Consider the following 15,267-nt stretch of genomic DNA (forward strand, 5'->3'; position numbering starts at 1 on the left):
CAGGACTTGGGTCATGGTTCTATCATAACTTCCGCATTCCTCCCGACACTGACCCTACGGGTACAGTGCGGGGCTCCTGCGATTTCTAGCTGACGCTGCGAAACTTCGGGTCTTTGCTCTCTCGAAAGGCCAGCCCTGCCTCTTGAATGGCGTTCCGCTTGAGGTGGCAGGGATCCTCTTTCACCCACTGCGGCAGGTCAGTGCAGGATGATGTCCCCCAGCTTTCTGGCTGTTTTTGGAGCCCCCTGCTATCGCGAACGGCACAGCCGGTCTTTGTGGGCAACCACAAACGTATGCAAGCAGACACCAAAGTAATGGCCGGATTAGAGTCAGGCTCCTCTAGCGGGCCAGGTACCGTTCCAAGCGTCCCTGGAAAAATGACAAGATTAACGTCAGCAGCCAGTACCACAGCGCTGCCACCACCAAAGCCTCAAAAAAATGTTGGCGCGGCAAACCCGCCTGTCGAGCCCGGCCCATCAACTCCTGCAAAGCAATGGCGCTGGCCAGGGCAGTGTCTTTCTGCATGGCGATGAATTGGTTGCCAATGTCCGGTAAGACAATTCGGAAAGCTTGCGGCAAAATGATGCACCACAGGGTTTGCCAGGGCTTAAGCCCCAGGGCATAGGCGGCTTCCCGCTGCCCGACGGGAATGGCTTGGATCCCGGCCCGGAAGATCTCGCTCATGTAGGCGCCATAGTTCAGGCTCAAGGCCAGCACTGCCGAAGTGAACGAGCCGAACACCAGACCCAGTTGCGGCAAAGCCTGGTAGATGAACAAAAACTGCAGAAATAGAGGTGTGCCTCGCATCAACGAGACATAGAGAGCGGAGAGGCTGCTCAGAGGGGCAATCTGGGAGAGGCCCGCCAGCGCCGACAAAAAGGCCAACGTGGTAGCGCAGAGGATGGAGACCAAGGACAGTTGAAAAGTAGTGCCCACCCCTTGCGAGATAAACCACCACCACTCGCGCACAAAGTTGCCGTTGAGACGCAAGGTACGGATGGGGATCCCGGCCAACTCCAACTGTACCCCGCTGAAGGTGAACAGCAACAACAGCAGCCACAAAACCAACCACAACCCCTGGGCCACCGGGAACGGGATCCCTTTTCGAATCCGGGGCGGTGGGTAAATGGGCTGCTCCAGTGGGATAGAGTCTTTGCTCACTCAGCTTTTTTCGTCAGATCAATGCCGTAATACCGCTTCGAGAGGGCTGTTAGCGTGCCGTCCGCATGCATGGATTCTAAGATTTCGTTAATTTTGGCTTGTAAGCTCTCGGAAGGGGCAGGGCTGGAGCGATCCAAGGCCACAGCCAAGGCTTCATAGTAGACCGGATCCCCCAGAGTTTTCAGGGGCAGTCCTTCCCGAATGGCGTTTTCAGCCGTCGGCAAAGCTGTCAAGACTGCATCCAGGCGGGTGCCATCCCCCAGTGCCAAATCCTGCAGAGCCAGGCTATCGGTGTCGTAGATGCGAATGTCCACCCGCGGGGCCGGAACTTGGATGGTCTCTCCTTCCAGAGTGAGGTTGCCCTCCAGGTAAGCTTGGTAGGTGGTGGCGGTGCCCACCCCAACTCGCTTTCCTTCCAAAGCGGCGATATCGGTCAGGGTCGAGGCTTGGTGGACCACGAAGCTGGCGGGGGTGTAGTAGTAGGGAATGGTAAACAGCAGAGCTTTCTGGCGTTCGGCAGTTACGGTCATGGAGCCGACATTGACATCCCAGCGGCCATTCCAAGATCCGGCGGTGATGACATCAAAGTTGATATCCAAAAACTCAGCCTTTACCCCCAAGCGCTTGGCGATCTCGCGCGCCACATCCACGTCAAATCCTTCCCAACTGCCGTCGGGATTGAGGTAGCTCTGAGGCCGGTAATTGGAGTCGGTGGAAATCCGGAGCACCCCCCGCTCTTGAACTTGAGCCAACAAATCGCTACCTTGGGCCAGCAGGGATCCCTGGTGTGCACTTAAAGCCCAGCATCCGGCCAGGGTCAAGCAAAGGGCTTGTAGGGATCGGCGTCGAGAAACAGACATCGGCAAAACCTCAGATGAAGGTGAAGCGCAAACCTACTGGAATCCAAAGGCTGTCACAATTCTCGCCGCAAGGCAGTATCACCTGACACTGACGCTTTGGGCGGCCATTCCAGGCAGAGGCGGGCAGGTTGCAATTCTCCAAAAAGGCTCTAAAAAAAGCAAACCTTCTCCAACCATCTCAGGATTGAGCCCAAGAATCCCGATGGCAAGAATCCCGATAGAATGTCTCCGCTGAGACTCACGACCAAGATTTGTGATGGGTCAGCCGTGCCCGTCTGTGAGCAGCGGAAAATTGACATTGACAATGCTCATGAAGTCAAAATAGTGCTCGGTCTGGTTAGCCGAATGTGTAGCAAGAAACATTTGGCTCGACCCAAGGGATCCCCCCTAGCAATTGGGCGGAGAGGATGTCAATATCTTGAAGGAGGGTAGGGTTGAGAGGGAATATACAGGCGGTAATCTTGGCGGGTGGAAAAGGAACTCGCTTACGGCCTTTTACCTTTTTGCAGCCTAAGCCTTTGTTGCCCCTTTTGGATGTGCCCTTTTTGGAGTGGCTGATCGGGCGCTGCCGCCGAGCCGGCCTGACAGATATTTTGCTCAGCGTGGGTTATCTGGGCCAACAAATTGAGGCTGCTCTGGGAGATGGCTCTGCTTTGGGGGTGAAGCTCCGCTACATTCCTGAAGAGACGCCTTTGGATACGGCGGGAGCCTTGGTGCTGGCTCAGCCCTATTTCACCGGGGATCCCTTGGTGGTTTTCAATGCAGACATCCTCACGGATCTGGATTTGCAGGCGTTGATGCAATGTCATGTGCAGAGCAAGGCCATTGCCACCCTCACCCTCGCCCGCGTGGAAGATATCACCGCCTATGGCCTGGTGGAAGTTGGGGAAGGGGGCCAGATCCAATCTTTTCGGGAAAAACCCACCCCTGCAGAAGCCCTCACCCTCACCACCGACACGATCAACGCCGGCACCTATGTCTTGGATCCGGCCATTTTTAAAGACTACCCCAGTGGGGATCCCCTCAGCTTTGAGCGGCGTGTCTTCCCCGATCTGCTCAGGCAAGGGCACCGGCTGCAAGCTTATCTCCACGCAGGCTACTGGCGGGATCTGGGCACGCCGGCCAGCTACTACCACGGCCAACTGGACATTCTCCTGGGTCGAATGACGGATTTTCCCCTGGAAAATGTGCAGCAACAGGCGCCGGGGATATGGGTGCACAAAACGGCTGAGATCCATCCCAGCGCTCAACTGCACGCCCCCTGCTACATTGGCGCCCACACCCGGCTGGGATCCCAAGCTCAGATTCCAGCAGGCACCATCCTCGGCAGCCACAGCTGGGTAAATGGATCCCTGCAGCCGGGAGCCTACGGGCCGAGAGTCCTGGTAGTGTAGGTTAAGTGCAAGTTAAGTCCACAACCATCCACGACAAAGCCATCAACAGATGGAGTTACCACAAACCGGGGAACGCTGGGATCCCTACCTTGCTGCCGTAGCTGCTCGCTTCAATCGGGAGCTGGAAATTCAACTGGGTCGGCCAGGTTGGCAACTTCCCCCAGACCTGGAGCAACTGCCTTTTTGGCAAGCCCAGCAGCGGGATCACCTGCAAGAGCGCCTCGGGATCCCCTTTTGGCAACTGCGTGCCCCCAAAAAACGGGAAGCCTGTTTGGATTTGGGCTGTGGGGTAAGCTTCCTGACCTATCCCTGGAACGATTGGCAAGCCTACTTTTACGGCCATGAGCTGAGCGGTGAGATTGTGCGCTTTATTCGCTCGCGGGCACCCCAGCTTAACTCCAAGCTGTTCAAGTCAATGCAACAGGGATCCGCCCACCATTTGGAAAACTACGAGTCGGAGCAATTTGATCTGGCCATTGCCACCGGATTTTTGTACTACTACCCGATTGAGTACTTCGACGCGGTTTGGGCAGAGTTGATGCGAGTGTTGCGACCGGCTGCACCTGTGATTATTGAAGTGGTCAATCCCGACTCGGTGTGGGCGGAACAATGGGGCCTCATCGAGCTATTCAAAGGCACCGAACCGATTTTCACCCCCCTAACGGAGTGGGAGCGGCGCATCGCAGCCTTGGGGGGCAAAATTCAGAAACAGGCCAGTGGCGAACTGTTCACCACCTATTGGATTCAGCGCAGACCGTGATCTGCTCACAACCGGGAAAGTATCGGAGCATTCGGAGTAGTGGGGTAACCTTTAAGGCTGGGTACTAAGATTAAAAATAAGATAAAGATTAAGATTAAGAAGTGTGATCCCGGACAAGGGATCCACCGCCATCCATGCAAGCCTCCTCTCCCACCTTCCTCTTGGTTGATGGCTACAACATCATCGGAGCTTGGCCCACCCTGAGCCAGTTAGCGCGTCGCTCCCTGATGGAATTGGCCCGTCTGCGCTTGGTGGAATCTTTGGCCAACTATGTGGCCTTCCGGGGCTACCAGGCGACCGTGGTGTACGATGCCTACGCCCAACCCACTCCAGCCCGGCAAGAGCGCTCCCCTTCGGGTATCGAGATCCTGTATACCTCCTATGGCGAGACCGCCGACAGTTGTATTGAACGGCTGTGTGCTCAGTTGCAGAGGGATGGGTGTCGGGTACGGGTGGCTACCTCCGATCGTGTCCAGCAGTTGGTGATTGGCGGCTACAACGCCGAATGGGTCTCGGCAGAACAACTGTGGGATGAAGTGCAGCAGGCCCAGCAGCAGATCCGGCGCGTCCAACCAAAACGGCTGTCGAGCAAGCGGGGCATTGATGCCTACTTGGATGCAGATACCCTCTCGCGCCTAAACCGCTGGCGGCTGTCCGGCCAAGATCCCATGCGCTAAATGCCATCGTAGGGAACGGTGGGAGCTCCATACCAAAGATGCTCCTCATCTGGCGAGGCAGTAGGCAACTGCTCCTGTGAAGGATCCGCTACCTCTGCTGGAGCCAGCTCCTGCTCATCTACCAACACCAGCACCCGCACAACTCGATCTTTGGGCAATTGCTCCTGCGCCCGCATGGGCAAAATCAGTTGACCTTGGCTGTCGGTACGAGCCCAGAACTCATGCGCTTTCATGCTGTTTCCCAAAATCATGAGCCAATGAAGGGATCCCCAGGCCGGATCTTAGTGAGGATGATGAATGACCCCAGAAAGCTCCATCTGTTCTTCGTATTCAGATGAGTCGGAGAGGCTGGCCCAGCTTTATAGTTATTTTGATTCAAACTAGGACACTCTAGGACACTGCGTCAGGGTTGTGGAGCAATAGCGTTGCGGAGCAATAATGCGCGGGGCTAGAGGGCTTGTCTCAGCAGCCCAGGCATCTCACCTAACCTGAAACGGCCATAAGCTCCCACAGCATCTCGGATAAGCTTGCTTCAACAAATCTCAAAAGCCGCTGGCAGGTAGTCAACCAAAGCATAGCTCACCCCTTCCCCAGAGGCCCGACGTTCTATCAGCGCAACATCAAAACGGCAGGACAACTCGGAGAGGTGGGGATGCTGGCTCAAGAAGGCTTGGGCAGCCCGGATCAAGCGTCGCTGCTTGGGGATCCCAACCGCCAAAAGCCCGCCTCGATCCCAGCTACCGGGGCTACGGGTTTTCACCTCTACGAAAATCAGCACATCAGCTTTGTGGGCAACCAGATCCAGCTCGCCCCAAGGGCAGCGCCACCGCTGGGCCAGGATCTGCCAGCCCTGCTGACAGAGATATTGCCGCACCCAGCCCTCGCCGACGTTGCCTGTATTCTGGAGGGAAGCCCTTCTGGGCAAGGGATCCATAAAAAAATCACCAGCGCCCGGCTCTAATGAGCAGAGCCATTGCCGTGATACTTGTCGGTGTCGTAAAAGCCGTTGCGGGTGCCGAAGTAGAAACTTGCCAGAGAGAGGACAAGAGCAACCCCCACCAAGACTAACTTTGCATCCACGTGGTTTTCCCCTGATTTTCTCCTCAACCGTGATCATAATAGCCTGCCGCTCCTTCACAATCCTCTGGTAAGCGATGCGCGGCACTGATATCGGCCAAGGCACAGCAAGTCTTGGGGGATCCCATTGGAGAGCTTTTCTTGAATGCTTGAATGAATGACTCCCACTGGGAGCTCAGCATGCTACCATTCAGACGGAAAGGGAGTAGTCAGGCGGCTTACCGCCCTCTGCATCGACATACTGGCTAAAAACAGCCCGGTGCAAGAGACAAAGCAAGCCCGGCAGGCTGCTTTGGTGACGAGACTTTCACTGAGTTCACGCAGAGGTGAGCTTGGTGAGTCCGTCTGACTTTCCCAGCCTTCACCTCTAGGTGTGAACCCATTCCACACACAAGAGAGGTTGGAGGCTAAACGATGTGGGCTGGTTTTGCGTCAAGTTTGCTGTTGGTTACGGTAGCGGAGTTTGGGGATAAAACCTTTTTTACCCCCCTGATTCTGGCTATGCGACACCCGCGCCGCTGGGTTTTCTTGGGAACATGGCTGGCTTTGGCCGTGATGACCTTGCTGGCGGTGGTGGCCGGGAAGGTGCTTTTCAAGCTGCTGCCACCCCTGGGCGTGCGAGTGTTGTCGGCTGGGGTTTTCGCGGCTTTTGGGCTGAGAATGCTCTGGCAAGCTTACAAGATGACTCCCCAGCAGGAAAAAGAAGAAGAGGAAGAAGCCCTCAGGCTGGTGGAGCAGGCAGAAGAAAAAGGGGCGGGCCGCGGTGGGGCTTGGGCCATTGTGTGGGAAGCCTTTAGCTTGACGGCCTTGGCCGAGTTCGGGGATAAAACCCAGATTGCCACCGTCTCCTTGGCGGCCACCCACCCGGGATTGAGTGTATGGGCAGGGGCTACCCTTGGCCATGGACTGATGGTGGGGCTGGCGGTGGTGGGAGGTCGTTTTTTAGCAGCTCACATCTCTGAACGCGCCGTGCATTGGGTGGGGGGCGGCTTATTTCTGGTGTTTGCGTTGCTGACCGGTTGGGAGTTGGCAGGATGAGGGATCAGCCAAATTCCTGTTCGATGATCCGCCATCGGGCAGTGATCACACCTGGCTCTAGGCTGAGGCGGCTGACGACAAGTTCTAGGGCTTGGTCGTCGCGGGTTTGGGTGACCAGCTCTGCTTCGACTCTGACCAGATCGGGCTTGTCCTCCAGGTCTTCGCTGTAGAGGGCGCGCAGTTTGAGATGGGTGGGAGCTATGCCTTGCAAGAGCAAGGCGCGGATGTGGGCCTCTGCTTGGCTTTTGCAGACAAATGAACACTCATAGACCAGTTCCAGTTCTGTGCCTTTCAAAGGCTGCTGGTTGATGCGGTAGCCCAGTGGACGCAGCACAACGTTGGAGATCAACACAGCTGCGGCCCCAATGGCAGCTTGGGGAATGTACCCCGATCCGGCAAAGGCTCCCACCGCGGCTGCACACCAGATGGTGGCGGCAGTGTTCAGGCCACGGACGCTGGCTCCTTCCTTAAGAATCACGCCCCCGGCCAAAAAGCCAATCCCCGATACCACTTGGGCCGCAATACGGGTCGGGCTGCTTTCATCAGGGGTGAGAACCGAGAGCATGACAAACAAAGCTGCACCCGTGGCCACCAGGGTATTGGTGCGCAAGCCGGCCATGCGCTGCCGCCACTGTCGCTCCAGGCCAATGAGGGATCCCAGGACAAAGGCAACGGCCAAACGCAAGGTGAAGTCAATCCAGGTCATGCTCCGGTTCTCGTGGTTTAGCCATCCTCATCTGGGATCCCAAGGGCAGTGGCTTCCTGTTGCAAGGTTTGCCAGAGGGCTTCCAGTTGAGCAAAGGCGGATTCTGGGGCCAGCTTACCACCTGTTTCTAAAGCACAGGTTATGCCCACCCGATAGGCGTACTGCTGCAGCCGTGACCGAAATTGAGCAGCAGCCAAGGGAGATAGAACTTTCAAGGTCATGGCACACCTCCTAAATGTTTGCTGTAACCCTTCGTTGGTCAAAGGACACCTCGTAAAAGTGCTCTGCGCCGCCGTCGCGATGGCCTTGTGGCGAGACTCTGAAAGGCTGATTTCTCAAGAAGGGCTGGATTATTCGTTCCTGGAACGCGCTTTGCCGGTGAGGTGCCCCCTGGATCCAGCGCCGGCGCAGCCCTAGAACTCCACTTCAACCCCGACTAGCCAAGCCACCAGGGTGAAATACACCCAGAGGCCGGTGAAGTCTTTAATGGTGGTGATAAAAGGATCCGCTCCCGGAGCGTGGTCAAAGCCCAGCTTTAACATCACCCAGGGCAAAATGGCGCCCAAGATAGCCCCCAAAGTGAGGACAATGGCCAGAGCCAAGCCCACCGCTAGACCCAATTGTGGGATCCCATTCGGTGCCCCCTGCCAGAAGTAGGCAATCACCCCAGCCGCAACTCCTAGGATCCCGCCAATAATGGCGCCGATGCTGGCTTCCCGCAGCAAATAGGGGAGAAACTGCCGCACGTTGATGTGGCCCCAAGCCAAGCCACGGGCAAAGATGGTCGTAGATTGGGTGCCGACATTACCGCCCATATCCATGACCAAGGGGATGAAAATAGCCGCTGCCGTCACCGCCTCCAACACTTCCTCAAAGGTTTGGATCACTCCCCCCACCACCATGCCGCCAATCAAGGTGATGATTAAAAACGTGATGCGCAGGCGGACGGCATACCAACGGGAGCCTTTAACCAGGCGCTCGCTCCAAACCTTGTCTCGGCTGAGCAAGTTGCCCACCCCTGCTTGGGCCAGAGCGGCGTCGGTGGCTTCTTCTTCCACCAAGTTGATGACATCTTCAAAGGTGATATCTCCCACCAAGCGCCCTTCCGTATCCACCACCGGAATGGCCGGCAAGCCGGAATCTTTGAGCAAACGGGCTGCCTGGAGATCCCGGTCGGTAACCCGAGCAAAAATATCCGATCCCTCAATCAGCTCCCGAATGGGCAAATCCGGATCTGCTTTCACGAGGCGCACGGTGCGAACCAAACCTTTGTAGAACCGCTGATCGTCCACCACAAAAATCACATCCAGCTCATCGTCTCCCAGTTGAGAGTCCCGCACGCTGGCCAGAGCAGCCCCGACGGTGATGGTATCCCGTACCGACAAGTAGCGCAGGTTCATCAGCCGACCGGCACTGCGCTCTGGATAACCCAGCAAGATATTCACTGCTTCCCGAGCTTCTGGGCTGAGGTTGGCAATGAGGCGCTTGGTTACTTTGGCCGGCAACTCCTCAAACAGACGTACCCGCTCATCAGGTGGCAGAGCTTCTATGAGCTGGATCACTTCTGGGCTTTCCATGCTGCGAATGAGATCGGCCTGCTCTTCGGGCCGCAGATACTCAAACACTGCAATGGCTCTGTCTTTTTCCAGCAAGCGAAAAGCCAGTACCCGCTGCCGAGGTGAAATCTCCATCAACTGCTGCACCAGCTCGGCAATGGGAGCGCGGTTGGCCTCTCGCTTGGCGGCTTCCAAGGAAGCAGGGGTTAGGAGATCGCGAAGAACGTTGTGCCGCATGATAAACCTCCGAACGTTGGGGTCAGCCGGGATGAAGAGAACCAGGAGGTCAACAGCCAACCGGTGCTCCGAGGCTCACAGGGAAGCCCTGAAACCCTTGGATGGCCGCGCAGCAAGCCGTAGGTCTAGCGCCAGGCCTCCAAGCCCAGCTTGGATCGCAAGCGCCCAAGCCGATAAGAGGGACTCCAAGGGATCCCCAGGCCTGCGGAAACCCCAAAACCCACAACGGGAAAGTCAAGGGGAATCCCCTCGGAATTACTCCTGATCTCCCCTTTTCTGAACAGGGCTGCACAAACCCATTGCTCAGGTAAGGCTCTGCTCAGCTCATCTGTTCGTCGCCGACTGAGAGAGCCACCCAAGTCAAAAGCTAGCCGGGAAAACTCTCCCACCCCTTCGCGTTGGCGAAACGGGATCCTCTCAAGCGACGACAGAAGCTGTCAGCGGGGAAAAGGAGGACACCAGTAAGAGCCCAATCTTCAAGAACGTGCTCCTCGAAGACCATCCACTGGTGGCTGGCGCTACGACTACCGGAAGCGTCCATGCTGTTGAACGTTTTCCTCCAAAAAGGTTAACCGAAACAACCCGGACAGCCAGAAGAGGATCTCTTCAGCTCCCTTTAGGCTAGTTGCAGGAGTGGGATCCCGTCAACCCTTTTTCTCCAGCTCATCCGGTGAAAAATTGGTGGGGCAGCTGGAGGGGTAAGATCGGGGTGAGCAGCAATAGCCCCCTTGTGGTTCCTCTCGTCTCGACATTGCCCTCAGCCTGACTCAGCAGAGTCTACATCTCGGTGGCTTGCGACCTTGAGCAACCCACGCCCTTCGCCACCTCTGTTTTGTTAGTGGTTTTTGTTAGTGGTTTGTTGGTGGCCTTGCTTCAATGAGCTGCGCTTCCCATCTCCTACAGGTGCCGATGTCCTTGAGCTTATGGCCTCCCTTCCCCTCATTGCCGTGATCTTGGGCACACGGCCCGAAGCCATTAAGCTGGCCCCGGTGATTCAAGCCCTGCGTGCCAGTCCCCATCTGCGCACCGAGCTGATCTTGACCGGACAACACCGGGAAATGGTGGATCAGGTGATGCGGCTATTCGGTCTGCAAGCGGATCGGGATCTGGCGATCATGCGCCCCCGCCAAAGCTTGACGGACATTACCGAAGCCACCTTGCGGGGCCTAGAACTCTACTTTCAAGAGCAACATCCTCAACTGGTTTTGGTGCAGGGAGATACCACCACCGCCTTCGCTGCCGCCTTGGCAGCTTTCTACCACCGCATCCCGGTCGGGCATGTGGAAGCCGGACTGCGCACCGATGATCTCTACAATCCTTTCCCCGAAGAGGCCAATCGCCGCCTGATCTCCCAGTTGGCCAGCCTGCACTTTGCCCCTACCCCCCAAGCCGTTGACAACCTGAAGCGAAGCCACGTGGTGGGATCCATCCATTGCACCGGCAACACTGTCATCGACGCCCTACTGCAAGTGGCCTCCCAAGGGATCCCCTGCCCCATTCCCGGGCTGGACTGGCAGCGCTACCGTGTCCTGTTGGTTACCGTGCACCGGCGGGAAAATTGGGGGGATCCCCTAACCGCCATCGGCAAGGCTCTGCTGCAGATCTTGGCCGAGTTTCCCGATACCGCCCTTCTTTTGCCCCTCCATCCCAACCCCTTGGTGCGGGATCCCCTGCAAGCCCTGTTGGGATCCCATGAGCGGGCTTTTCTCACTGAGCCTCTGGACTATCCCCTCTGGGTGAGCGCCATGCAGCGCTGTACCCTCATCCTCAGCGACTCCGGCGGCATTCAAGAAGAGGCCCCTGCCCTGGGCAAACCGGTGCTGGTGCTGCGGCAGACCACCGAACGTCCTGAAGCGATTGCTGCCGGCACCGCCCGCCTGGTAGGCACACACCCCGAAAAGATCCTGAAGGCAGCCCGAGAATTGCTCACAGACCCGCAAGCTTATGCCCGCATGGCCCAAGCCCAAAACCCCTTTGGCGATGGCACTGCCGCCCGGCAAATTCGCCACATCATCGAGCGGTGGTTTAATCCGCAAAGCCCTCGAGAAGAACAAAGTTAAGAATTAAAAGTTAAGAATTAAATAAGAATCAAAGATGTATAGACCGTTACCGGGAAAACCGTTTCTTTACCTATTGCTCTCAATAAGACAATTAATCTCAATAAGACAATTAATTAAGATAGAAAGCCTGACTCCAATCCAATTGACCCCAGTCCAATCAAGAGCGAGGATGCAAACCATGAGCACGACTGCAACTTCCACCACCGTTGTCCGGGTGCCGATTGTGGATGCCACCCCAGAAAATGTGCAACCCTTCGGCCAACTTATAGGGGACGATGTGGCCAATCCTGGGCTGGGGATCCCCTTTTATCAGGGGCGTGTCCTGGAAGGACAGAACATCGACTTTCAATACACCGGCAGAGCCGTTATCCGTACGGCTAAGATCCTGCCCGGATATCCACCTGTGCTCTGGCTGGAGCGCCACATGTGTATGACCCAGTTGTTTGTCGGCCTGGGGCAAGAGCCGTTCATCATGGTGATGGCTCCTCCCAACCATCCCAAAGCAGCTCCCGATCTCGACAAAGTACAAGCCCTGCGATTCCCTGCCGGGCATGGGCTGCTGCTGCACCTCGGCACGTGGCACGATTTCCCCATTGCCTGCGAGCGCCCCGTTGTGGTGCTAACCGCCAACTCCGAAGAAGTGGTGGAAGCCCTGGCCAGCATGGAAGATGCCCACGAAATGAATCAGGGAGATGTATTCAAAATTTCCCTCCCCCAACGGCTAAAAGCGGAGATCCACCTAGAGCTGGTCTGAATGCAAGTCCGGATCCCTGAATCTCTACAGGATGCCAAAGCCTCAGTTCTACAAAGTGGCGCTCTATCAGCCTTTGGCTGGATAGGGGACTCTTCGCCTTAACTGGGCCTTAACTAGGGCCAGACTCTTGTACCGAAACCTCCCTTTGGACCCTTCTTCCCCTGCAAGGGTCTAAGTATTCGAGAACACCTATTCTTACACACAAAAGCTTCGAGACAAGTTCAGAGAGAAATGCCTCTAGGCAAGAAAGGCTACCTGAGATTCTGCCGACAGGCGTCTTTAGGAGGGCCGTATTCAGCGGGAAGATTCACAAACGTCGGCAGCGTTGGCATCTGGAGGGAGTTGCTCTATATTAAATCAGCTAGCATATTCGATATTTGCCAGAATTTAAGTTATTGTGAGAGCTGACATGCCATCCAATTGGTCAGACATCCATCCTCCCAATCCTGGGCAAGGGTTGGGTTCAGCCCAGTCTGCGCCTTCCCATTGGAATGAGCGCCACAGGGGAGAAGGCTCTCATGCCGAGTATGAGAGGAACGGATCTCAGACCAGAGCGGCGGATTGTCCAGAGGACTTCATGCCGAGCAAGACCGCAAACGCAAAGATTAAGGTAGTAGGCGTGGGGGGTGGGGGTGGCAACGCGGTCAGTCGGATGGCGGCCAGCAACCTTGTGGGCGTCGAGTTTTGGAGCGTCAACACCGATGCGCAGGCCCTTGCCCAGTCCTCGGCAGTGAACCGCTTGCAAATTGGGCAGAAGCTGACTCGAGGCTTGGGTGCAGGTGGTAACCCGGCCATTGGCCAGAAAGCTGCAGAAGAATCCAGCGAAGAAATAGCAGCAGCCATCAAAGGGGCAGATCTGGTCTTCATTGCCGCCGGCATGGGGGGAGGCACGGGCACGGGTGGAGCACCCGTCATCGCCCAAATTGCCAAAGCCAGTGGTGCCCTGACGGTGGGAGTGGTGACACGGCCTTTTTCCTTTGAGGGCAAACGCCGCAGCAAGCAGGCCGAGGAAGGGATCCAAGCGCTGCGGGAGGCAGTTGATACCCTGATTGTAATTCCCAATGACAAGTTGCTTTCGGTGATCTCCGAGCAAACCCCTGTCCAAGAGGCTTTTCGCGTTGCTGATGATGTGCTGCGGCAGGGGGTGCAGGGCATCTCGGATATCATTCTCATTCCCGGCATGATCAATGTGGATTTTGCCGATGTGCGCAGCGTGATGGCCGATGCCGGCTCTGCCTTGATGGGAATTGGCATGGGATCCGGCAAGTCCCGCGCCCGCGAAGCCGCCATTACCGCTGTATCTTCGCCGCTTTTGGAAACCTCCATCGAAGGGGCTAAAGGTGTCCTCTTCAACATTACCGGTGGGCCAGATTTGTCCTTGCATGAGGTCACGGTGGCTGCCGAGATCATCGCCGAGGCAGTGGATCCCGAGGCCAACATCATCTTCGGCACCGTCCAAGACGAGCGCATGCAGGGGGAAGTGCGCATCACGGTCATCGCCACCGGTTTCCAAGAGAAAGCCCGTCCAGCCGCCATCCCTGCTGCAACCAAAGTTTCTGCCTCCAACAAGTCAGGGGTTCGTAAGCCCACCCCCACGAGCCCTGAGCTGCCGCCTCGACAGCCTCCGGAGCCTGAGCCGCCGATGTCGGGTGGCTTGGATATTCCCGAGTTTTTGCGCCGCCGGCGGCCCCCTTCGTAGAGTAGAGTGAAGGAGTGCCGGTATCTTGGTGCCGGTTGTCAAGGGTGGGGAGTGCTTCGGGGTTAAGCCATGAACATTGTTGTCTTGGCGGGGGGTCGTTCGGCAGAACGTCAAGTTTCTTGGGTAACGGGTAAAGCCTGCAAGCGAGCTTTGGAGGATTTGGGCCACCGGGTGAAGGTGATCGACCCAGAGGAGGATCTGCCGCTGCGCCTTTGGCAGGAACGGCAAGCCGGCTGCGATTTCGTTTGGATTGCCCTGCATGGCCCCGGCGGCGAGGATGGGGTGGTACAGGGAATGCTGGACTGGCTGGGCCTGCCCTACCAGGGATCCGGGCCGCTGGCCAGTGCTCTGGCCATGGATAAGCTGGTCTCCAAGCAGATCTTTCGCGCCGCGGGGATCCCTACCCCCGATTGGCGGGTTTGGGATGACCAAAACCCCCTCGCTTGGGCCGACTGTGCGGCAGAGTTGGGATCCCCACTGGTGGTTAAGCCCAGCAACAACGGCTCGACGGTGGGCATAAGCATTGTCCGGGATGAGAGGTCATTTGCTCAGGGGCTGGAGTTGGCCCGCTCAGTCTCGTCGCGGATTTTTCTGGAGCGCTATGTTCCCGGAAAGGAGATCACCCTCTCGATCTTGTCCGGCCAAGTTCTTCCGGCCATTGAGATCATCCCCGCCCAAGGCGACTTCTACGACTACGAAGCCAAGTACGCACCCGGTGGCTCGCGGCATTTGATCCCCTGTTCCCTCAGCCCGGCAGGGTTGGCCCGCTGTGAGGCGGCAGGTCTGAAGGCCTACCAGGCGTTGGGGTGCGAAGGCTTGGCGCGGGTGGATCTGCGGGTGGATCCCGAGGAAAATCCTTGGGTGTTGGAGGTGAATACACTGCCCGGCATGACCCCCACTTCCCTCTGTCCCGATGCGGCGGCAGCTCTGGGGTGGACGTTCACCGAGTTGGTGGAGCGAATGCTGCAGGATGCCCTGCGAAAGGCAAACTTGACCGGATCCCGGCGTTCTCAAAGTCCATCGGCGACTCTCGGCAACGCTCCGTAAACTACCCGACTCCGACCGCTAAAGCGGTACGGAGCGGGATTTCAGTAGCCCTGAGCCTGCTCTGCTCTACCAGAGAACAAAACAGGCCCGAACCTCTAGGCTGGTTTACGACAGCCCCCAGTCGCGTTAGCGGTGCGGAGCACCAAAGCGCAATCACATTCGCACCATTCAAATCCGCATCCCCTTCCCATCCACAGTGCCCACACTTGAACGACTTGCCACTGCGGTAGGACTTGCCCTG

16 protein-coding genes and 2 pseudogenes are annotated in these 15,267 nt (G+C 57.1%); 8 read left to right on the plus strand and 10 right to left on the minus strand.

Annotated elements, in window-relative coordinates:
* Window positions 1-91: 91 nt before the first annotated feature.
* The 3 genes and pseudogenes from ACVWY9_RS13610 to ACVWY9_RS13620 form a co-directional block, all read right to left on the minus strand.
* Window positions 92-245, minus strand: a pseudogene (locus tag ACVWY9_RS13610) (RNA-guided endonuclease InsQ/TnpB family protein); the annotation flags it as partial.
* A gap of 94 nt (window positions 246-339) precedes the next feature.
* Complete coding sequence (locus tag ACVWY9_RS13615; RefSeq protein ID WP_414412525.1) at window positions 340-1,161, minus strand: amino acid ABC transporter permease; 822 nt, start codon at window positions 1,159-1,161, stop codon at window positions 340-342.
* Entirely contained in the window at window positions 1,158-2,021 is an 864-nt protein-coding gene (locus ACVWY9_RS13620) for an ABC transporter substrate-binding protein (protein WP_457388949.1), read from the minus strand. Before ACVWY9_RS13620 ends, ACVWY9_RS13615 begins: the two co-directional genes overlap by 4 nt.
* 446 nt (window positions 2,022-2,467) lie before the next feature.
* On the opposite strand from ACVWY9_RS13620, the gene ACVWY9_RS13625 reads away from it, so the two are divergent.
* The 3 genes from ACVWY9_RS13625 to ACVWY9_RS13635 all read left to right on the plus strand — a co-directional run bounded on the left by ACVWY9_RS13625 (window position 2,468) and on the right by ACVWY9_RS13635 (window position 4,852).
* A complete protein-coding gene (locus ACVWY9_RS13625) occupies window positions 2,468-3,415 on the plus strand; it encodes a sugar phosphate nucleotidyltransferase (protein WP_457388961.1) in 948 nt (315 codons plus the stop codon).
* Between the two features lie 49 nt (window positions 3,416-3,464).
* On the plus strand, window positions 3,465-4,175 hold the full coding sequence (locus tag ACVWY9_RS13630) for a class I SAM-dependent methyltransferase (RefSeq protein ID WP_011429577.1): 711 nt from the start codon (window positions 3,465-3,467) through the stop codon (window positions 4,173-4,175).
* A 134-nt stretch (window positions 4,176-4,309) separates the two neighbouring features.
* A complete protein-coding gene (locus tag ACVWY9_RS13635; protein ID WP_011429576.1) occupies window positions 4,310-4,852 on the plus strand; it encodes an NYN domain-containing protein in 543 nt (180 codons plus the stop codon).
* On the opposite strand, the gene ACVWY9_RS13640 is transcribed toward ACVWY9_RS13635, so the two are convergent.
* From ACVWY9_RS13640 to ACVWY9_RS13650, 3 genes are all read right to left on the minus strand, one after another.
* A complete protein-coding gene (locus tag ACVWY9_RS13640) occupies window positions 4,849-5,085 on the minus strand; it encodes a hypothetical protein (RefSeq protein WP_228375425.1) in 237 nt (78 codons plus the stop codon). The genes ACVWY9_RS13635 and ACVWY9_RS13640 overlap by 4 nt on opposite strands.
* Window positions 5,086-5,384: 299 nt before the next feature.
* Window positions 5,385-5,786 (minus strand): YraN family protein, encoded by a 402-nt coding sequence (locus tag ACVWY9_RS13645; RefSeq protein WP_414343270.1) that lies wholly within the window; start codon window positions 5,784-5,786, stop codon window positions 5,385-5,387.
* A gap of 23 nt (window positions 5,787-5,809) precedes the next feature.
* Window positions 5,810-5,932, minus strand: coding sequence for a hypothetical protein (locus tag ACVWY9_RS13650; RefSeq protein WP_011429573.1), 123 nt, complete (start codon window positions 5,930-5,932; stop codon window positions 5,810-5,812).
* 441 nt (window positions 5,933-6,373) lie between these two features.
* Here ACVWY9_RS13650 and ACVWY9_RS13655 point away from each other — a divergent pair, with 441 nt between their 5' ends.
* Window positions 6,374-6,967 carry a TMEM165/GDT1 family protein gene (locus tag ACVWY9_RS13655; RefSeq protein WP_414350011.1) on the plus strand — a complete coding sequence of 198 codons (594 nt, stop codon included), beginning with the start codon at window positions 6,374-6,376 and terminating at the stop codon, window positions 6,965-6,967.
* 4 nt (window positions 6,968-6,971) lie between these two features.
* Here the strand turns inward: ACVWY9_RS13655 and ACVWY9_RS13660 are convergent, their stop codons facing one another.
* From ACVWY9_RS13660 to mgtE, 3 genes are all read right to left on the minus strand, one after another.
* Entirely contained in the window at window positions 6,972-7,673 is a 702-nt protein-coding gene (locus ACVWY9_RS13660; RefSeq protein WP_457388952.1) for an MgtC/SapB family protein, read from the minus strand.
* 17 nt (window positions 7,674-7,690) lie between these two features.
* Complete coding sequence (locus tag ACVWY9_RS13665; protein WP_238376758.1) at window positions 7,691-7,894, minus strand: DUF7219 family protein; 204 nt, start codon at window positions 7,892-7,894, stop codon at window positions 7,691-7,693.
* Window positions 7,895-8,086: 192 nt separating this feature from the next.
* Window positions 8,087-9,466 (minus strand): magnesium transporter, encoded by a 1,380-nt coding sequence (gene mgtE, locus ACVWY9_RS13670; RefSeq protein WP_457388953.1) that lies wholly within the window; start codon window positions 9,464-9,466, stop codon window positions 8,087-8,089.
* A gap of 923 nt (window positions 9,467-10,389) precedes the next feature.
* On the opposite strand from mgtE, the gene wecB reads away from it, so the two are divergent.
* From wecB to ACVWY9_RS13690, 4 genes are all read left to right on the plus strand, one after another.
* The gene (gene wecB, locus ACVWY9_RS13675; RefSeq protein ID WP_414419533.1) at window positions 10,390-11,526 is read left to right on the plus strand and encodes a non-hydrolyzing UDP-N-acetylglucosamine 2-epimerase; all 1,137 of its coding nucleotides are present in this window, start codon (window positions 10,390-10,392) and stop codon (window positions 11,524-11,526) included.
* Between the two features lie 178 nt (window positions 11,527-11,704).
* Window positions 11,705-12,280 carry an ureidoglycolate lyase gene (locus ACVWY9_RS13680; RefSeq protein ID WP_457388956.1) on the plus strand — a complete coding sequence of 192 codons (576 nt, stop codon included), beginning with the start codon at window positions 11,705-11,707 and terminating at the stop codon, window positions 12,278-12,280.
* A 577-nt stretch (window positions 12,281-12,857) separates the two neighbouring features.
* The gene (ftsZ, locus tag ACVWY9_RS13685; protein ID WP_457388958.1) at window positions 12,858-13,979 is read left to right on the plus strand and encodes a cell division protein FtsZ; all 1,122 of its coding nucleotides are present in this window, start codon (window positions 12,858-12,860) and stop codon (window positions 13,977-13,979) included.
* Window positions 13,980-14,048: 69 nt separating this feature from the next.
* Window positions 14,049-15,026, plus strand: a complete 978-nt coding sequence (locus ACVWY9_RS13690; protein WP_457388959.1) for a D-alanine--D-alanine ligase — start codon at window positions 14,049-14,051, stop codon at window positions 15,024-15,026.
* Window position 15,027: 1 nt separating this feature from the next.
* Here the strand turns inward: ACVWY9_RS13690 and ACVWY9_RS13695 are convergent.
* A pseudogene (locus ACVWY9_RS13695) lies at window positions 15,028-15,267 on the minus strand (RNA-guided endonuclease TnpB family protein); the annotation flags it as partial.

This window comes from Thermostichus sp. OS-CIW-31, assembly GCF_054060305.1.